A 15,699-nucleotide genomic window follows, 5' to 3' on the forward strand; every position below is an offset into this window, starting at 1 on the left:
TAGGTTAGCGTGGGCCCATGACAGGCGTCGAGAGTCCGGAGTACGTACCCGGGCACGGGCTGCTCGAAGGACGTACCGCCGTCGTCACGGCCGCGGCCGGGGCGGGCATCGGCGGCGCCACCGCGCGCCGCTTCCTGGAGGAGGGCGCCCGCGTGCTGATCAGCGACGCCCACACGCGGCGCCTGAAGGAGTACGCGGCCGAGCTGGCCGCCGAGCATCCGGGCGCCGTGACCGCCTTCCCGTGCGACGTGACCGACGAGGCCCAGGTCCGTGGCCTCTTCGACACCGCCGCACGGGAGCACGGACGGCTGGACATCGTCGTCAACAACGCGGGGCTGGGCGGGACATCGGCCCTCGTCGACATGACGGACGACCAGTGGACCCGGGTCCTGGACGTCACCCTGAACGGCACCTTCCGGTGCTCGCGCGCCGCCTTGCGGCTCTTCCGCGAGAGCGGGCAGGGCGGGGTGATCGTCAACAACTCCTCCGTCGTCGGCTGGCGGGCCCAGGCCGGCCAGGCCCACTACGCCGCCGCCAAGGCCGGGGTGATGGCGCTGACCCGGTGCGCGGCGATCGAGGCGGCCCCGTACGGCGTGCGGGTCAACGCGGTGGCACCGAGCCTCGCCATGCATCCGCACCTGGTCAAGGTGACCTCGGCCGAGCTGCTGGAGGAGCTCACCGCCCGCGAGGCCTTCGGGCGGTACGCCGAGCCGTGGGAGGTGGCCAACGCGATCGTCTTCCTGGCGTCCGGCTACTCCTCGTACCTCACCGGAGAGGTCGTCTCCGTCAGCAGCCAGCACCCGTAGGACGAGAATGTACCCGTGCCGACCAAGAAGAAGCCCCAGGTGACCGCGGCCCCCGCCCGGCGCCGCGAACTCCTCGAGACCGCCGCCGAGGTCTTCGCCGAGCAGGGCTACAACGCCACCACCGTGCGCAAGATCGCGGACCACGCGGGCATGCTCGCCGGCAGCCTCTACTACCACTTCGACTCCAAGGAATCGATGCTGGAGGAGATCCTGCGGACCTTCCTCGACGAGCTCTGGGACGGCTACGACACCGTCCTGGAGGCCGGGCTCGGTCCCCGCGAGACCCTCGAAGCCCTGGTCACCGAGTCCTTCCGGGAGATCGACCGGCACCGCGCCGCCGTCGCCATCTACCAGAAGGAGAGCAAGCAGCTGGTCGCGCAGGAGCGGTTCGGCTTCCTCGCCGAGTCGCAGCGCAACTTCGAGAAGGCATGGCTGTCGACGCTGGAGCGCGGGGTCGCCGCGCGCGTCTTCCGCGCCGACCTCGACGTCCGCCTCACCTACCGGTTCGTGCGCGACACCGTGTGGGTCGCCGCCTCCTGGTACCGGCCCGGCGGACAGCACAGCCCGGAGGAGATCGCCCGGCAGTACCTGTCGATGGTGCTGGACGGGATCGCCGTCCGTGAGTAGCCCACCCATTCGTTGAAAGCCCCTTTCTGCCGAGGGAGTTGCTGAGATGGCCGAGGCCTACATCGTGGAAGCGGTGCGCACGCCGGTCGGGCGGCGCAAGGGCGGACTGAGCGGGGTCCACCCGGCCGATCTGGGCGCCCACGTGCTGACCGCCCTGGTGGCGCGGTCGGGCGTGGACCCGGCCGCCGTCGAGGACGTCGTCTTCGGCTGCCTCGACGCGGTGGGGCCGCAGGCCGGTGACATCGCCCGGACCTGCTGGCTGGCGGCCGGGCTGCCCGAGGAGGTGCCGGGCGTCACCGTCGACCGCCAGTGCGGCTCCTCTCAGCAGGCCGTGCACTTCGCCGCGCAGGCCGTGCTCTCCGGCACCCAGGACCTGGTGGTCGCCGGCGGAGTCCAGAACATGTCCCAGATCCCCATCGCCTTCGCCTCCCGCCAGGCCGCCGAGCCGCTCGGACTGACCGAGGGCCCCTTCCTGGGCAGCGAGGGCTGGCGGGCCCGGTACGGCAGGCAGCCCGTCAACCAGTTCGCCGGTGCCGAGATGATCGCCGCCAAGTGGGGCATCAGCCGCCGGGACCAGGAGGAGTTCGCCCTGAACTCCCACCGGAGGGCACTGCGCGCCATCGACGAGGGCCGCTTCGAGCGGGAGGTCGTGCCCTACGGCCCGGTCGCGGTGGACGAGGGGCCGCGCCGCGACACCTCCCTGGAGAAGATGGCCGCCCTGAAGCCGGTCGTCGACGGTGGCACCATCACCGCCGCCTGCTCCTCCCAGGTCTCCGACGGCGCCGCCGCCCTGCTCCTCGCCTCCGAACGCGCCGTCCGCGAACACGGGTTGCGCCCGCGGGCCCGCGTCCACCACCTCTCCGTCCGCGGCGAGGACCCCATCCGGATGCTCTCCGCGCCGATCCCGGCCACCGCCCACGCCCTCAAGAAGACCGGGCTCACCATCGACGCGATCGACCTCGTCGAGATCAACGAGGCCTTCGCCCCGGTCGTCCTCGCCTGGCTCAAGGAGACCGGCGCCGACCCCGCCAGGGTCAACGTCAACGGCGGCGCGATAGCCCTCGGCCACCCGCTCGGCGCCACCGGCGTCAAGCTGATGACAACCCTCCTGCACGAACTGGAGCGCACCGGCGGCCGGTACGGCCTGCAAACCATGTGCGAGGGCGGAGGGCAGGCGAACGTGACGATCATCGAGAGGCTGTGAGCCCTCACTTGAGGGCCATGAGCCGTTCGCGTGTCTCCTCCGCCTCCTCCATGATCCGTCCCACCAGCTCCGCGCACGACGGCAGGTCGTCGATCACCCCGGCGACCTGCCCGGACGCCATCACCCCGAGATCCGTACGGCCGTCCACCATCGCCGACCTGAGCAGCATCGGCGTGTTCGCGGCCAGCAGCACCTGACTCCAGGACAGCTCCTTGCCGTGCCGCAGGGCCAGGCCGTCCCGCACCATCTGCCGCCAGGTGAGCCCGGACAGCTTCCGGAACCCCGCCGCACGCCGTATCGCGTGCAGCAGACCGCGGGCCCGGCCCGAGCGCTCCAGCGCGGTCACCAGATCGGTCCGCAGCATCCGGTGCGGCAGTCCGTCCACCGCCCTGGTCACCGTGACGTCCCTGACCGTCGCCGCCAGATACCTCGCCTTCACCGCGTCCGGGACCGGCGAGTCCGAGGTGAGCAGGAACCGGGTGCCCATCGCGACCCCCGCCGCGCCGTACGCCAGTGCCGCCACCAGCCCACGGCCGTCGAAGAACCCCCCGGCGGCCACCACCGGTATCCGCACCGCGTCCACCACCTGCGGCAGCAGCACGCTCGTCGCCACCTCGCCGGTGTGCCCGCCGCCCTCGCCGCCCTGCACGATCACCGCGTCCGCGCCCCACGCCGCCACCTTCTGGGCGTGCCGCCGCGCCCCCACGGACGGGATCACCACCACGCCCGCCTCCTTCAGCTCGGCTATCAGCTCGGGGGAGGGAGCGAGCGCGAAGGACGCCACCCGCACACCCCCGTCGATGATCACCCGGACCCGGTCGCCGGCGTCGGCCGCGTCCGCCCGCAGGTTCACCCCGAACGGGGCGTCCGTACGGCACCGCACCTCGGCGATCGCGGCCCGCAGCTGGTCGAGGGTCATGGTGGCGGAGGCCAGGATGCCGAGGGCCCCGGCATCGGCCGTCGCCGAGACCAGACGGGGGCCGGCCACCCAGCCCATCCCCGTCTGCACGATCGGATGCCGGATCCCGGCCAGCCGGGTCAGTGCCGTCTCCATCAGCCGGCGACCTCCTTCGTCCGCGCGCCGGCCGGATCCAGCACCTCGCGGATCAACCGCAGTTCCTCCGCGCCCGGTTCCCGGGTGTATGGCACCTCGTCCGGGACGGCCAGCTCGAAGTCCGTCGCCTCCCGCACCCGGTCGACGCTCACCCCCGGATGCAGCGCGGCCAGCCGCATCGAGCGGTCCGGGGTCTCGAAGTCGAGGACGCCCAGGTCGGTGACGACCCGCGGGATCCGGTGGAAGCGTGCCGTGCCCGGATGCGCGGCGACCCGGTCGTACCCCACCCCGCACACCATGTCGACCTTCGCCACGAACACCCGCCGGGAGTGCTTGGGGACCCAGTAACTCGTCGGGTTGTTCAGGGTGTTGAGAGGCGCTCCGCGCACCCCCAGCAGCTGGCGGCGGGGCCGGGACCAGTCGCCGATGCAGGAGATGTTCTGGTTGCCGTACCGGTCGAGCTGGCTCGCGCCCATCATCACGTGCCGGCGCCCGCCGGACACCAGGGCGAGGTGCTGCCGGTAGGGCAGCCAGCCCTCGGGCGTCCCGTCCGGGCGGACCAGCAGGGCCTCGCCGTCGGTCAGCAGCAGGTCCGGTGCGAAGGTCAGCCGGGCCAGGCGGGCGCCCAGGGAGGGGATCAGGCCCATCGGGCTCGCCAGGATCTCACCGGAGCCGCGCCAGGCCTCGGCGCAGGCGATGACGCAGTACTCGGAGCGCAGCACCTGCGTGTGCGGTGTGTCCGTCATCCCTGTCCCTCCTTCCCTTCCTGTTCCTCCTGCCAGTTCCGCACCGCCGACCGGTACGCCTGCTCGTCCCCGGCCAGGAACCGCCCGGAGAACTCCGCCCAGGACGTCGTCGCGTACAGCCGCTGGAAGTCCTCGTCCCGCCCGTAGTCGGGCACGCAGGACGTGAAGTGCGCACCGCCCGGCGCCTCCACGACCCCCGTCACGTTCAGCCGTTTGACGAGCAGGGACTGCGGGGCCGCCTCCTTCGTCAGCTCGGCCGTGTCCACGATCCGTTCGCAGGAGACGTAGGCCGCGTCCGCCGCCTCGCAGAACAGGTCGTCGAAGTACGGGTCCGGGCCCAGGTACTGCCCGTTGCCCAGCCGGTCGGCGCGGTTGACGTGGACCAGCGCCGCGTCCAGGTGCAGGGCGGGCATCGCCACGAACGTCTCCCCGTCGTCGTAGGGTGAGGTGACGGTCCGTAAGCCGGGGTTGACCCGCAGGACGTCCGAGCCGATCCCGGCCCGCACCGGCAGGAACGGCAGCCGGTTCGCGGCCGCGTGCAGGCCCCACATGAACATGCCCTCGTCGACCTCCGTCAGTTCCAGAGCCCCGCGTTCGCGGGCCGCGCGGTAGTGCGGTTCGAGCGGGACGGAGTCGAGGGTCACGAAGGCCGTCACCAGTTTGCGCACCCGGCCGGCCGCGACCAGCATCCCGACGTCCGGGCCGCCGTACGAGACCAGCGTCAGATCGTCGATGCCGCTCCGGAGCACTGCTCTGACCAGCGACATCGGCTTGCGCCGGGAACCCCAGCCGCCGATGCCGAGGGTCATGCCGCTGCTCAGCCGGGCGACGGCCTCGTCGGCGGTCATCGTCTTGTCAGTCACTCCCCGCACCCTCCTTCCCGAAGGTGTCGCGTACCCGGTCGGCCACCCCGCTGAGGGCGGCCTCGAAGGTGAAGCCCTGTTCGAAGCGGTAAGCGCGCCGCACGTCGACGGGGTCGATGCCGTTGATGGCGGCCTTGGCCAGGCGCAGCAGCCGGCCGTCCTTGGCGGCTATCTCCCGCGCCAGCTCCAGTGCCGCGGAGCCGAGCTCCTCGCGGGGCACGACCCGCCACACCGAGCCGTACGCGTGCAGTTCGGCCGCGGTCGCCGTGCGCGAGGTGTAGTACAGCGTCCGCATCAGGTGCGGCGGGACCAGGCGGGCCAGGTGGGTGGCCGCGCCCAGGGCGCCCCGGTCCAGCTCCGGCAGCCCGAAGACGGCGTCCTCGCTCGCCACGATCGCGTCCGCGTTGCCCACCAGCCCTATCCCGCCGCCGAGACAGAAGCCGTGCACCGCGGCCACCACCGGGGTCTCGCACTCGTACACCGCCGCGAACGCCTCCGCGCAGCCCCGGTTGGCGCCCAGCAGCGCCTCGTGCCCGTCCGCCTGTATCTCCTTGATGTCCACGCCCGCGTTGAAGCCCCGGCCCCGCGCGGTCAGCACGACACACCGGGTCCCGAGGTCGCGGCCGGCCGCGCGCACCGCGTCCGCCAGCGCGAACCAGCCCCGCACCGGCAGTGCGTTCACCGGCGGGTGGTCGACCGTGACGAGCGCGATGCCCTTTTCCGGAGACGAGGTGGAGACACCCATGGACGCATCAGCTACCTTCGCAGTCAGCTGCCTTTCCACCAAACATTTGTTAGGTGTGAGGCTTCGAAGCTAGCAGCCGGTGCGGACGAGTGGGAGGCCCTGTGGACAACTCGCCGAGCGGCAGGACGGTCGTCGTCACCGGCGGTACCAGGGGGGTCGGCGCCGGGATCGCCCGGGCCTTCGCGGAGACCGGCGCCCAGGTCGTGGCCTGCGCCCGCCGGCCGCCCGAACAACCCGTCGAAGGCGTCGAGTTCACCCCTCTCGACCTACGCGACCCACCTGCCGTGCGCGCCTTCTTCGACGCCCTGCCCCGGGTGGACGTGCTCGTCAACAACGCGGGCGGCACCCCCTACCGGCGGCTCACCGACGTGGACGCCGAGCGGCACGTCCGGGTGATCGAGCTGAACCTCCTCGCCCCGCTGACCGCCTCCCTCGCCGCGTACGAGCACCTGCGGCGGGCCCGGGGAGCGGTGGTGATGATCGGCAGCGTCAGCGGCGCCCGCCCCTCGCCGGGCTCCGCCGCCTACGGCGCGGCCAAGGCGGGGCTGGAGAACCTCGCCCGGTCCATGGCGGTGGAGTGGGCGCCGGAGGTCCGGGTCAACACCCTCGTGGTCGGCATGGTCCGCACCGAACTGGCCGACCTCCACTACGGCGGGCAGGACGGCATCGAGGCGGTCTCCCGCACCGTCCCGCTCGGCCGCCTCGCCGCCCCCTCCGACGTCGGCGCCGCCGCCGTCTTCCTCGCCTCCGACGCGGCCGCCTACATCAGCGGGGCGAGCCTGCTCGTGCACGGGGGCGGGGAGCGGCCCGCCTTCCTCGATGCCGCAACTGCCAACAAGCCGTCCGACAAGGAGGACTGAGATGAGCGGAATCTGCGCGGGCCGGGTCGTCGTCGTCACCGGCGCCGGGCGCGGGCTCGGCCGGGCCCACGCGCTCGCCTTCGCCGCCGAGGGCGCCCGGGTCGTCGTCAACGACCTCGGCGTCGGCCTCGACGGCGGGCCGGGGAAGGACAGCCCGGCCGGGGCCGTCGTGGACGAGATCCGGGCGGCCGGCGGCGAGGCGGTGGCCCACGGCGGCGACATCGCGACGGACGCCGGTGCCGAGTCGCTGGTGGCGGCGGCCCTGGACGCGTACGGCCGCCTCGACACCCTCGTCAACAACGCCGGCTTCCTGCGCGACCGCATGCTCGTCAACCTCGGCGAGGACGACTGGGACGCGGTCATGCGGGTGCACCTCAAGGGCCACTTCCTGCCGCTGCGGCACGCGGCCGCGCACTGGCGGGCCGAGGCCAAGGCGGGCCGCACCCCGGTGGCCCGGATCGTCAACACCAGCAGCGGCGCGGGCCTGCTGGGCTCGGTCGGGCAGGGCAACTACAGCGCCGCCAAGGCCGGCATCATCGGTCTCACCCTGGTCGCGGCTGCCGAACTTGCCCGCTACGGCGTCCAGGTCAACGCCATCGCCCCGGCCGCCCGCACCCGGATGACCGAGCGGGCCTTCGCCGCGACCATGGCCGCCCCCGGCGCCGGCTTCGACGCCATGGCCCCCGGGAACGTCTCCCCGCTCGTGGTCTGGCTGGGCTCCGCCGCGAGCACCGGAGTCACCGGGCGGGTGTTCGAGACGGAGGGCGGCCGGATCACCGTCATGGAGGGGTGGCGCCCTGGTCCGACCGCCGACAAGGGGGCCCGGTGGACCCCGGCGGAGGCGGGGGAGACGGCGCTGAAACTGCTGGCCGAGGCGGAGGCGCCCGGGGCGGTGTACGGGGCGTGAGACCGGGGCGCCGGGTCTAGGTGTCGCACTCCAGTACCGTCCGGCACAGTGAGCACCGCGCCCGGACCCGGCCCCGTACCGGCACCCTGATCCGCTGGTGGCAGGTCGGGCACGGGAACGAGACCCGCAGCCGGCCGCCGCTGTCGGGGGTGAAGGCGTAGGAGGCACCGGGCTGCGGAGGCGGCGCGCCGGGGGCGTGGCGGCGGTCCCGGGCGTAGCGGCGGCGGCCCGCCCATCCGGCAGCGCTCAGCGGCGGCTGCTCCTCGTCCTGGCGGGCCCGGGCCATGCCCTTCTGGTAGGCCGTGTAGGCCTGCGGGCTGGTGAACCACACCGACGGGTCCTCGTGGAAGACGAGGGCGCGCTTGGCCAGCACGTAGCCGAACTCCTCCGGGGTGAGGTAGCCGAGCTTCTGGGACGCCTCGCCGTGCTCCCGGTAGGCGTCCAGGAGCAGCCAGCCGGCCCCGAGGTAGGTGGTCGCCGTGTCCGTGAGGATCTCGTTCTCCCGGACGCCCGGGAAGGAGAGGTCCAGGCGGTGCAGGTAGACGTGCATCACCTCGTGGGCGAGGGCCGCGCCGATGTCCCTGCGGTGGGTGCGGAAACGGTCGTTCAGCTCGATGAAGTACTCGGGGCCCGCGGTGAGTTCGACGTTCGCCGCGTGGGTCATGTCCTTGAAGCCGACGATCATGCGGGCGTCGGGCAGGCGGAAGTGCCGGACCAGCTCGCGGGCGACGCGGTGTGAGCCGAGGTGGAGGTCGTCGGTGTCGCAGAACGCGACGTCGGCGGGGAGGACGCTGGTGGCGAAGGTCTGGACAGTGTCGTACGACAGCCGTCGGTACAACGCCGTGATGGCGGCCCGCACGGTGTCCAGGTGCGGGTAGCCGTGTTCTACCGGGCCGCCGTTCGCCACGTCCCTTACCCCCACAGACGTCGCTGGAGCTGTCTTTCACAGTATGCGGGGGATGGGGGAAATCGGGGGGCGGAAGGTTGTTCGATGTCTGCGGGCGAGTGGGGGCTGATCGCGCAGTTCCTCCTGCAGCCTTCGGCCGGGGGTACCCCCAGCGCCCCTAAAGGGGCGCCAGGCGCGCCGTTCCTTGATCAGTGCCCTGGAGCTCCAGGACCCAGACCTCGTTCTCGCCCTCCTTCAGGATCGGGCCGGGGACGTACAGCGACTCCTGTGGGCCCGCCGACCAGTACCGGCCAAGGTTGAAGCCGTTGATCCAGACGAAGCCTCTCGTCCAGCCGGGGAGTTCCACGCGCGCGTCCCCGGCGCCGCGGACCGTGACCGTTCCCCGGTAGAGGCCCGGTGCGCCGTCCTCCGGAAGGGGGCCGAAGGGCACCGCCGCCACGCCCCCCTCGAACGCGTCCAGGTCGAGTCCACGCGCGCGTACCCCGTGCAGGAACTGGCGTTCGTGCAGGATGCCCCCGGTGATGCCCTTCGGCTCGCCCGAGCGCGGGCCGTAGTTGACGCGGCCGAGGGACTCCACCCAGAGCTCCACGCGCGCGGGGCCGGAGACCGGCTTCTTGAGCTGGGGTTCCTCCTCGGTGAGGACCCCGGCCCGCTCCCCGTCGACGTACACGACCGCGAGGTCGCGCAGACCCCGCCCGGTGAGCGGGTACGGCTGCCGTGGGCCCGGCACGTCCACCTCGTAGCGGACCAGGCCCCGGGCGATGTCCAGCTCCTCGAAGGTGGGCGGGACCGGGTGGACCCGTTCGGGGGTGCCGAGGGTCTCCAGGACGCCGGTGAGGGGGGACCAGGCGGTCACCTCCACGTCCGTCGGTGACGTCAACGGGGCCGGCGTCGGGGGCAGTTCCGGCAGCGGGGCGTCGTGGTACCCGGCGAGGACCTCGCGGAAGCGCCAGAACTTCTCCGTGGGGCGGCCGTACTCGTCGATCGGGGCGTCGTAGTCGTACGACGTCACGTCCGCCTCCAGCGGGCCCTCGTGCAGCTCGCCGCCGGGGCGGTTGGCGCCCGCCCAGCCGGCGAAGTTGGTGCCGCCGTGCGCCATGTAGACGTTGACCGAGGCCCCGCACTCCAGGATCTCCCGCAGCGCCGCCGCCGCGTCCCCGGCGTCCCGGACGACGTGCTCGCCGCCCCAGTGGTCGAACCAGCCGCACCAGAACTCCATGCACATCAGCGGGCCGTGCGGCTGGTGGCGGCGCAGGGTCGCGAAGGCCTCGCGCGCGTGCGAGCCGAAGTTCACCGTCGCGAGCAGCCCGGGGACCGAGCCGCCGGTGAGCATGTGGTCCTCGGGGCCGTCCGAGGTGACCAGCGGCACCGTCACACCCTCGGCGCGCAGCAGGTCGGTGAGGTGGGCCAGGTAGGCGGTGTCGGAGCCGTAGCTGCCGTACTCGTTCTCGACCTGCACCATGATCACCGGGCCGCCTCGGTCCAGCTGCCGGGACACGACCTCGGGCAGCAGCCGGCGGAACCAGCGGTCCGTGTACCGGAGGAACCGCTCGTCACGCGTGCGTGCCGACGCTCCCAGCTCGCCCGTCACCCAGTGCGGCAGCCCGCCGTTCTCCCACTCCGCGCAGATGTACGGCCCCGGCCGCACGATCGCCCACAGGCCCGCCTCCCGCGCCGCGTCCAGGAAGCGGCCGAGGGCCTCGACGTCGCGGAAACCGCCGGGGTGCGGCTCGTGCAGGTTCCAGGGGACGTACGTCTCCACGCAGTTCAGCCCCATGGCGCGCAGCAGCGCCAGCCGGTGGCCCCACTGCTCCTCGTGCACCCGGAAGTAGTGCAGCGCGCCGGACAGCAGCCGTACCGGCCGGCCGTCCAGCAGGAAATCCGTTTCGCCCACCGTGAAGTCGCTCATACGCTCACCTTGGCCTGCTGGCGTGCGCCGAGACCATGGACAAAGATCAGCAGCACTTGGACGGAAGAGACGCACGGAAGGGGCGCGCAGTGCCGCAGGGAGCGCCGGTCTTCCGCACCTGGATGCGGTTCTTCACGCCCGGCGCGGTCCACCACCGGCTCGGCCTGGTCTGTCTCGGTGTCGGTCTCCAGCACGGCGCGGTGCCCGCCGTCGGACCGCGCGTGCTGGACGGGCACGTCGCCGTGGTGATCAGCGCGGGCCGGGGCTGGTACCGGATGCCCGACGGGCGCCGTACCACCGTCACCGCGCCCGCGCTGGTGTGGCTCACGCCCGGCGTCCCGCACCACTACGGCCCCGACCCGGACAGCGGCTGGGACGAGGCGTTCGTGACCTTCGCCGGACCCGACACCGCGACCTATACGGAGCTCGGCTACATCGAGCCCGAGCGGCCCGTGGTGCCGCTCGCGGACGCCACCGGCCCCCGGGACGTCATCGCCCGTATCGCCCGCGCCGCCCGCCGTGGCAACCCCCTCCTGGAGGTCGAGACCGGCGCCGCCGTGCACGAGCTCCTCGTCGCCCTGCGACGCGCGCGTGCCGACCTCGCCCCCGACGGCGACCCGATGCTGCACGCGCTCGCCCGGGACGCCTGCACCGGGATGACCGTCGCCGACCACGCGGCCCGGCACGGCATGACCCCGGCCGAGCTGCGCACCGCCGTCCGCCGGGTCGCCGGGTGCAGCCCCAAGGACTACCTGATCGGCATCCGCCTCGGCCGCGCCCAGGAACTTCTCGCCACCACCGAACTGTCCGTCGCCGCCGTCGCCCGCCGCGTCGGCTACGACGATCCGGCCTACTTCTCCCGCCTGTTCACCCGCCGGGTCGGCACGGCCCCGGTGCGCTTTCGCGCCCAGCAGAGCCGGGTCGTGCCCGACGACTGGAACGAGGGCCTCCAGGAGGACGGCGAACCGGGTCCGCCGGTGGCCGAACCCGCCGACGGCCCTTAGGGATCACCCCGTCGCCCCCCTTAGGGTTGACGCCCATGACCACCAGCAACACCGGTACCGGTGACGTCGACCCCGCCGTCCGCGAGGAACTCGGCCGGCTGCGCGACAGCATCGACAACATCGACGCGGCCGTCGTCCACATGCTCGCCGAGCGCTTCAAGGCCACCCAGCAGGTCGGCCACCTCAAGGCGGTCCACCGGCTGCCCCCGGCCGACCCGGCCCGCGAGGCCCGGCAGATCGCCCGGCTGCGCGCCCTCGCCGAGAACGCCAAGCTCGACCCCGCCTTCGCCGAGAAGTTCCTGAACTTCATCATCGCCGAGGTGATCAGGCACCACGAGTCCATCGCCGAGGACACCGTGAACGGCCGGGAGACGGACGGGCACTGATCCGGCCGACCGCAGTACGCCTCGATGAGCGTCCGGCACCACAGGGGGACCCCGTGCGGTGACGATCACCGCAGGGCGACCCCCGCGCGGTGACGCGGCGCTCGAACAGGCGCTCCAGGCGCAGAGGGGGTGCCCATCAGCGCCGTCTCGCGCCACCTCACGACCCCGGGCCGGACATATGCCGCGTACCGCTCCCGCCCCTGTGCGTTGTCGTTGTCATCAGGCAGCATGGCCCGCATGTCCGTACTGACTCGCGACGAAGCGCAGAGCCGCGCCGAGCTCCTCGACGTCCACCGCTACACGATCGACCTCGACCTGACCACCGGGGACGAGACCTTCGACTCCCGAACCGTGATCCGGTTCACGGCCCGGTCCGACGGCGACACCTTCGTCGAGATGAAGCCCGCCACCCTGCGCGCCGTCACCCTCGACGGACAGCCCCTCGACCCCGAGACGCTGGACCAGGACCGGCTGCCCCTGAAGGACCTCACCGCCGGGGAGCACGAGCTGCGCGTCGAGGCCACCATGCGCTACTCGCGCACCGGCGAGGGCATGCACCGCTTCACGGACCCCACGGACGACCAGACGTACGTGTACACCCAGCTGTTCATGGACGATGTGCAGCGCGTCTTCGCCGCCTTCGACCAGCCCGACCTGAAGGCCGTCTTCGAGCTCTCCGTGACCGCCCCCGAGGGCTGGACGGTGCTCGCCAACGGCGTCACCGAGCACCTCGGCGAGGGCCGCTGGCAGGCCGCCGCCACCCCGCTGATCTCCACCTACCTGGTCGCCGTCGCCGCCGGCCCCTGGCACTCGGTGCGCACCGAGCACCGCGGACTGCCCTTCGGCATCCACTGCCGCCGCTCGCTGGCCCCGCACCTCGACGCCGACGCCGAGGAGATCCTCGACATCACGCGCGCGTGCTACGACCGCTACCACGAGAAGTTCGAGGAGCCCTACCCCTTCGACTCCTACGACCAGGCGTTCGTCCCCGAGTTCAACGCCGGCGCCATGGAGAACCCGGGCCTGGTCACCTTCCGCGACGAGTTCGTCTACCGCTCCGCCGTCACCGACACCGAGCGGCAGACCCGCGCCATGGTCATCGCCCACGAGATGGCCCACATGTGGTTCGGCGACCTCGTCACCCTCAGGTGGTGGGACGACATCTGGCTGAACGAGTCCTTCGCCGAGTACATGGGCTACCAGACCCTCACCGAGGCCACCCGCTACACCGACACCTGGGTCGACTTCGGGGTGGCCCGCAAGGCCTGGGGCTACGACGCCGACCAGCGCCCCTCCACCCACCCGGTCGCCCCCGAGGCCGTCGACGACACCGCCGCCGCCCTGCTCAACTTCGACGGCATCTCCTACGCCAAGGGCGCCTCCGCGCTGCGCCAGCTGGTCGCCTGGATGGGCGAGAAGGACTTCCTCGCCGGCATCAACATCCACTTCCAGCGGCACCGGTTCGGCAACGCCACCCTCGCCGACTTCATCGACTCCCTCGCCGCCGCCACCGAACGCGACGTGCACGCCTGGGCCGACACCTGGCTGCGCACCACCGGCGTCGACACCCTCACCCCGGTCCTGGCCACCGCGGCCGACGGCACCCACACCCTCACCGTCGAGCGCACCGGCAGCCGCCCGCACCGCATCTGCGTCGGCGTCTACGACCAGGACCTCGCCGACGAGGGCCGGCTCACCCTTCGCGAGCGCATCGACCTCGACATCCCGCAGGCCGCCCCGCAGGTCCTCGGCAAGCGCCCCGCCCTGCTCGTGCTCAACGACGGCGACCTGACCTACGCCAAGGTCCGCTTCGACGCCGAGTCCGCCGCCACCGTCCGCGCCCACCTGTCGGGCGTGCCCGACCCGCTGACCCGCGCGGTGGTCTGGAACGCCCTGCGGGACGCGGTCCGCGACGGCGAGCTGCCGCCCGCCGCCTACCTGGAGACCGCCCGCGCCCATCTCCCGCACGAGACCGACCTCGCCCTCGTCCAGGGCGTCCTGGCCTTCACCGCCGTCCACGTCGTCGACCGGTACCTCAGGCCGGAGGACCGCCCCGCCGCCCTCGCCACCGTCTCCGCCCTGTGCCGCGACTTCATCCGGCGCACCGAGGACGGCGACAACCCCGGGCTGCGCCTGATCGCCGTACGGCACTTCATCGCCGCCGCCGCCCACCCCGACACCATCGCCGCCTGGCTCGCCGAGGGCACCGTGCCCGGCGGACCCGAGCTCGACCCCGAGCTGCGCTGGCGCATCATGACCCGGCTCGCCGTCCTCGGCGCCGTCGACGAGGACCGGATCGCCGCCGAACTGGCCCGCGACCCCAGCGCCAGCGGCCAGGAGGGCGCCGCGCGCTGCCGGGCCGCGCTGCCCGACCCCGAGGCCAAGCGCACGGCCTGGGAGGCGATGTTCACCGACGACGAGCTGTCCAACTACCTGTTCACGGCCACCGCCGAGGGCTTCTGGCACCCCGAACAGGCCGACCTGGTCCGCGACTACGTGCCGCGCTACTACCAGGACGCGGTCGCCGTCGCCGCCCGGCGCGGCCCCCGCATCGCCACGGTCACCGGCCGGCAGGCCTTCCCCGCGCACGCCGTCGACGCCGAGAACCTCGCCCTCGGCCGGGCCTGCCTGGCCGACGCCGAGCCGGTGACGGCCCTGCGTCGCCGCCTGGTCGACGAACTGGACGACCTGGAAAGGGCGTTGCGGGTCCGCGAGGCATAGGGCCGCGGACGCACTACGACACGGGCACGGCCGGTCCGTAATCACGATGCGGGGACCGGCCGCCGCTCCTAGGCTCGGTGCCGGAGAAGCATCTGAGACCCTGGGAGAGACCCGTGATCGTAGTCACCGGTGCCACCGGCAACGTCGGCCGCGCCCTCGTTACACGCCTCGTCGCCGACGGACAGCCCGTGCGAGCCCTCACCCGCGCCCCGGAGACGGCCGGCCTGCCCGACAAGGCCGAGGTGGTGCGGTTCCGGGCGGACGACCCGGCCCCGCTGCTCGCGGGGGCGACCAAGCTCTTCCTGTATGTCCAGGGAGCCGGCGGGCGGCTGCCCGAACTCCTCGCCGCCGCTCGCACGGCCGGGGTGCGCCAGGTCGTCCTGCTCTCCTCCGGGATCATCCGGGAGGGCGCCGACGAGACCCACCCCATCCACGTCATGCACGCCACCGCCGAGCGGCAGATCCGCGACAGCGGGCTCGCCTGGACGTTCCTGCGCCCCAACGCGTTCGCCACCAACGCCCTCCAGTGGGCGCCCCAGATCCGCGCAGGCGACACCGTGCACGGCGTCTTCGCCGGCATGCTCACCGCACCCATCCACGAGGACGACATCGCCGCGGTCGCCGAACGCGCCCTCCTCGACGACGGCCACGAGGGCGCCGCGCACCGCCTCACCGGCCCCGCCGCCACCACCAACACCGACCAGATCGCCGCGATCGGGCGGGCCGTCGGCCGCGAGCTGACCTTCGTGGAGGTGCCGCCTCAGGAGGCTGCCCCGCTGTTCCCGGGGACCCCGCCGGAGTTCCTCCAGGGCCTGCTGAAGACCTTCGCTGCCACCGTCGGCGTGCCGCCGGAGATCACCGGCACGGTCGAGGAGATCACCGGCCGCCCGGCCCGCACCTTCGGGCAGTGGGCCGCCGACCACGCGGCCGACTTCCGCCCGTGAAGTCCCTGCCTCCCCG

At 72.9% G+C, this 15,699-nt stretch carries 15 protein-coding genes; 9 read left to right on the plus strand and 6 right to left on the minus strand.

All coding sequences use genetic code 11. From position 1 onward, the window contains the following. The first annotated feature begins 17 nt into the window (after positions 1-17). Genes ACFY6U_RS15000 through ACFY6U_RS15010 form a run of 3 tightly spaced genes read left to right on the plus strand, consistent with a single transcriptional unit; the run spans position 18 to position 2,637 of the window. Entirely contained in the window at positions 18-806 is a 789-nt protein-coding gene (locus ACFY6U_RS15000) for an SDR family oxidoreductase (RefSeq protein WP_390038189.1), read from the plus strand. Between the two features lie 15 nt (positions 807-821). Continuing rightward, complete coding sequence (locus tag ACFY6U_RS15005) at positions 822-1,433, plus strand: TetR/AcrR family transcriptional regulator (protein WP_390038191.1); 612 nt, start codon at positions 822-824, stop codon at positions 1,431-1,433. 46 nt (positions 1,434-1,479) lie between these two features. Beyond that, the gene (locus tag ACFY6U_RS15010) at positions 1,480-2,637 is read left to right on the plus strand and encodes an acetyl-CoA C-acetyltransferase (RefSeq protein WP_390038193.1); all 1,158 of its coding nucleotides are present in this window, start codon (positions 1,480-1,482) and stop codon (positions 2,635-2,637) included. A 4-nt stretch (positions 2,638-2,641) separates the two neighbouring features. Here the strand turns inward: ACFY6U_RS15010 and ACFY6U_RS15015 are convergent, their stop codons facing one another. Genes ACFY6U_RS15015 through ACFY6U_RS15030 form a run of 4 tightly spaced genes read right to left on the minus strand, consistent with a single transcriptional unit; the run spans position 2,642 to position 6,045 of the window. After that, the gene (locus ACFY6U_RS15015; protein WP_390038195.1) at positions 2,642-3,691 is read right to left on the minus strand and encodes an NAD(P)H-dependent flavin oxidoreductase; all 1,050 of its coding nucleotides are present in this window, start codon (positions 3,689-3,691) and stop codon (positions 2,642-2,644) included. Further along, positions 3,691-4,437, minus strand: a complete 747-nt coding sequence (locus ACFY6U_RS15020) for a CoA-transferase subunit beta (RefSeq protein WP_390038197.1) — start codon at positions 4,435-4,437, stop codon at positions 3,691-3,693. Before ACFY6U_RS15020 ends, ACFY6U_RS15015 begins: the two co-directional genes overlap by 1 nt. Further along, a complete protein-coding gene (locus ACFY6U_RS15025) occupies positions 4,434-5,300 on the minus strand; it encodes a CoA transferase subunit A (RefSeq protein ID WP_390038199.1) in 867 nt (288 codons plus the stop codon). The genes ACFY6U_RS15020 and ACFY6U_RS15025 overlap by 4 nt, the downstream gene beginning before the upstream one ends. After that, positions 5,293-6,045 carry an enoyl-CoA hydratase family protein gene (locus tag ACFY6U_RS15030; protein ID WP_390038201.1) on the minus strand — a complete coding sequence of 251 codons (753 nt, stop codon included), beginning with the start codon at positions 6,043-6,045 and terminating at the stop codon, positions 5,293-5,295. The genes ACFY6U_RS15025 and ACFY6U_RS15030 overlap by 8 nt, the downstream gene beginning before the upstream one ends. Positions 6,046-6,146: 101 nt before the next feature. Between ACFY6U_RS15030 and ACFY6U_RS15035 the strand changes: the two genes are divergently transcribed. Together ACFY6U_RS15035 and ACFY6U_RS15040 are read left to right on the plus strand one after the other, a co-directional pair. After that, positions 6,147-6,905 (plus strand): SDR family oxidoreductase, encoded by a 759-nt coding sequence (locus ACFY6U_RS15035; protein WP_390038203.1) that lies wholly within the window; start codon positions 6,147-6,149, stop codon positions 6,903-6,905. A 1-nt stretch (position 6,906) separates the two neighbouring features. Continuing rightward, positions 6,907-7,812: an SDR family oxidoreductase gene (locus ACFY6U_RS15040; RefSeq protein WP_390038205.1), complete on the plus strand. Its 906-nt coding sequence runs from the start codon at positions 6,907-6,909 to the stop codon at positions 7,810-7,812. A gap of 16 nt (positions 7,813-7,828) precedes the next feature. Here ACFY6U_RS15040 and ACFY6U_RS15045 read toward each other — a convergent pair whose 3' ends face one another. Both ACFY6U_RS15045 and ACFY6U_RS15050 read right to left on the minus strand, forming a co-directional pair. Continuing rightward, positions 7,829-8,719, minus strand: coding sequence for a hypothetical protein (locus ACFY6U_RS15045; RefSeq protein WP_390038207.1), 891 nt, complete (start codon positions 8,717-8,719; stop codon positions 7,829-7,831). A 157-nt stretch (positions 8,720-8,876) separates the two neighbouring features. Continuing rightward, positions 8,877-10,628, minus strand: coding sequence for a beta-galactosidase family protein (locus tag ACFY6U_RS15050; RefSeq protein WP_390038209.1), 1,752 nt, complete (start codon positions 10,626-10,628; stop codon positions 8,877-8,879). Positions 10,629-10,750: 122 nt separating this feature from the next. Between ACFY6U_RS15050 and ACFY6U_RS15055 the strand changes: the two genes are divergently transcribed. The 4 genes from ACFY6U_RS15055 (at position 10,751) to ACFY6U_RS15070 (ending at position 15,683) form a co-directional block, all read left to right on the plus strand. After that, positions 10,751-11,632: a helix-turn-helix domain-containing protein gene (locus ACFY6U_RS15055; protein ID WP_390038658.1), complete on the plus strand. Its 882-nt coding sequence runs from the start codon at positions 10,751-10,753 to the stop codon at positions 11,630-11,632. 35 nt (positions 11,633-11,667) lie between these two features. Beyond that, positions 11,668-12,018 carry a chorismate mutase gene (locus tag ACFY6U_RS15060; RefSeq protein WP_351489409.1) on the plus strand — a complete coding sequence of 117 codons (351 nt, stop codon included), beginning with the start codon at positions 11,668-11,670 and terminating at the stop codon, positions 12,016-12,018. 237 nt (positions 12,019-12,255) lie between these two features. After that, positions 12,256-14,739 (plus strand): aminopeptidase N, encoded by a 2,484-nt coding sequence (pepN, locus tag ACFY6U_RS15065; protein WP_390038211.1) that lies wholly within the window; start codon positions 12,256-12,258, stop codon positions 14,737-14,739. 113 nt (positions 14,740-14,852) lie between these two features. Next, a complete protein-coding gene (locus ACFY6U_RS15070; protein WP_390038213.1) occupies positions 14,853-15,683 on the plus strand; it encodes an NAD(P)H-binding protein in 831 nt (276 codons plus the stop codon). The last annotated feature ends 16 nt before the right edge of the window (positions 15,684-15,699 follow it).

Source organism: Streptomyces sp. NPDC013157 (assembly GCF_042899865.1).
Lineage (GTDB): Bacteria > Actinomycetota > Actinomycetes > Streptomycetales > Streptomycetaceae > Streptomyces.

Coding starts and splice junctions, on each gene's coding strand:
- ACFY6U_RS15000 (WP_390038189.1), top strand. CDS start 18: ATGACAGGCGTCGAGAGTCCGGAGTACGTACCCGGGCACGGGCTGCTC.
- ACFY6U_RS15010 (WP_390038193.1), top strand. CDS start 1,480: ATGGCCGAGGCCTACATCGTGGAAGCGGTGCGCACGCCGGTCGGGCGG.
- ACFY6U_RS15015 (WP_390038195.1), bottom strand. CDS start 3,691: ATGGAGACGGCACTGACCCGGCTGGCCGGGATCCGGCATCCGATCGTG.
- ACFY6U_RS15020 (WP_390038197.1), bottom strand. CDS start 4,437: ATGACGGACACACCGCACACGCAGGTGCTGCGCTCCGAGTACTGCGTC.
- ACFY6U_RS15030 (WP_390038201.1), bottom strand. CDS start 6,045: ATGGGTGTCTCCACCTCGTCTCCGGAAAAGGGCATCGCGCTCGTCACG.
- ACFY6U_RS15040 (WP_390038205.1), top strand. CDS start 6,907: ATGAGCGGAATCTGCGCGGGCCGGGTCGTCGTCGTCACCGGCGCCGGG.
- ACFY6U_RS15050 (WP_390038209.1), bottom strand. CDS start 10,628: ATGAGCGACTTCACGGTGGGCGAAACGGATTTCCTGCTGGACGGCCGG.
- ACFY6U_RS15055 (WP_390038658.1), top strand. CDS start 10,751: ATGCGGTTCTTCACGCCCGGCGCGGTCCACCACCGGCTCGGCCTGGTC.
- ACFY6U_RS15060 (WP_351489409.1), top strand. CDS start 11,668: ATGACCACCAGCAACACCGGTACCGGTGACGTCGACCCCGCCGTCCGC.
- pepN (WP_390038211.1), top strand. CDS start 12,256: ATGTCCGTACTGACTCGCGACGAAGCGCAGAGCCGCGCCGAGCTCCTC.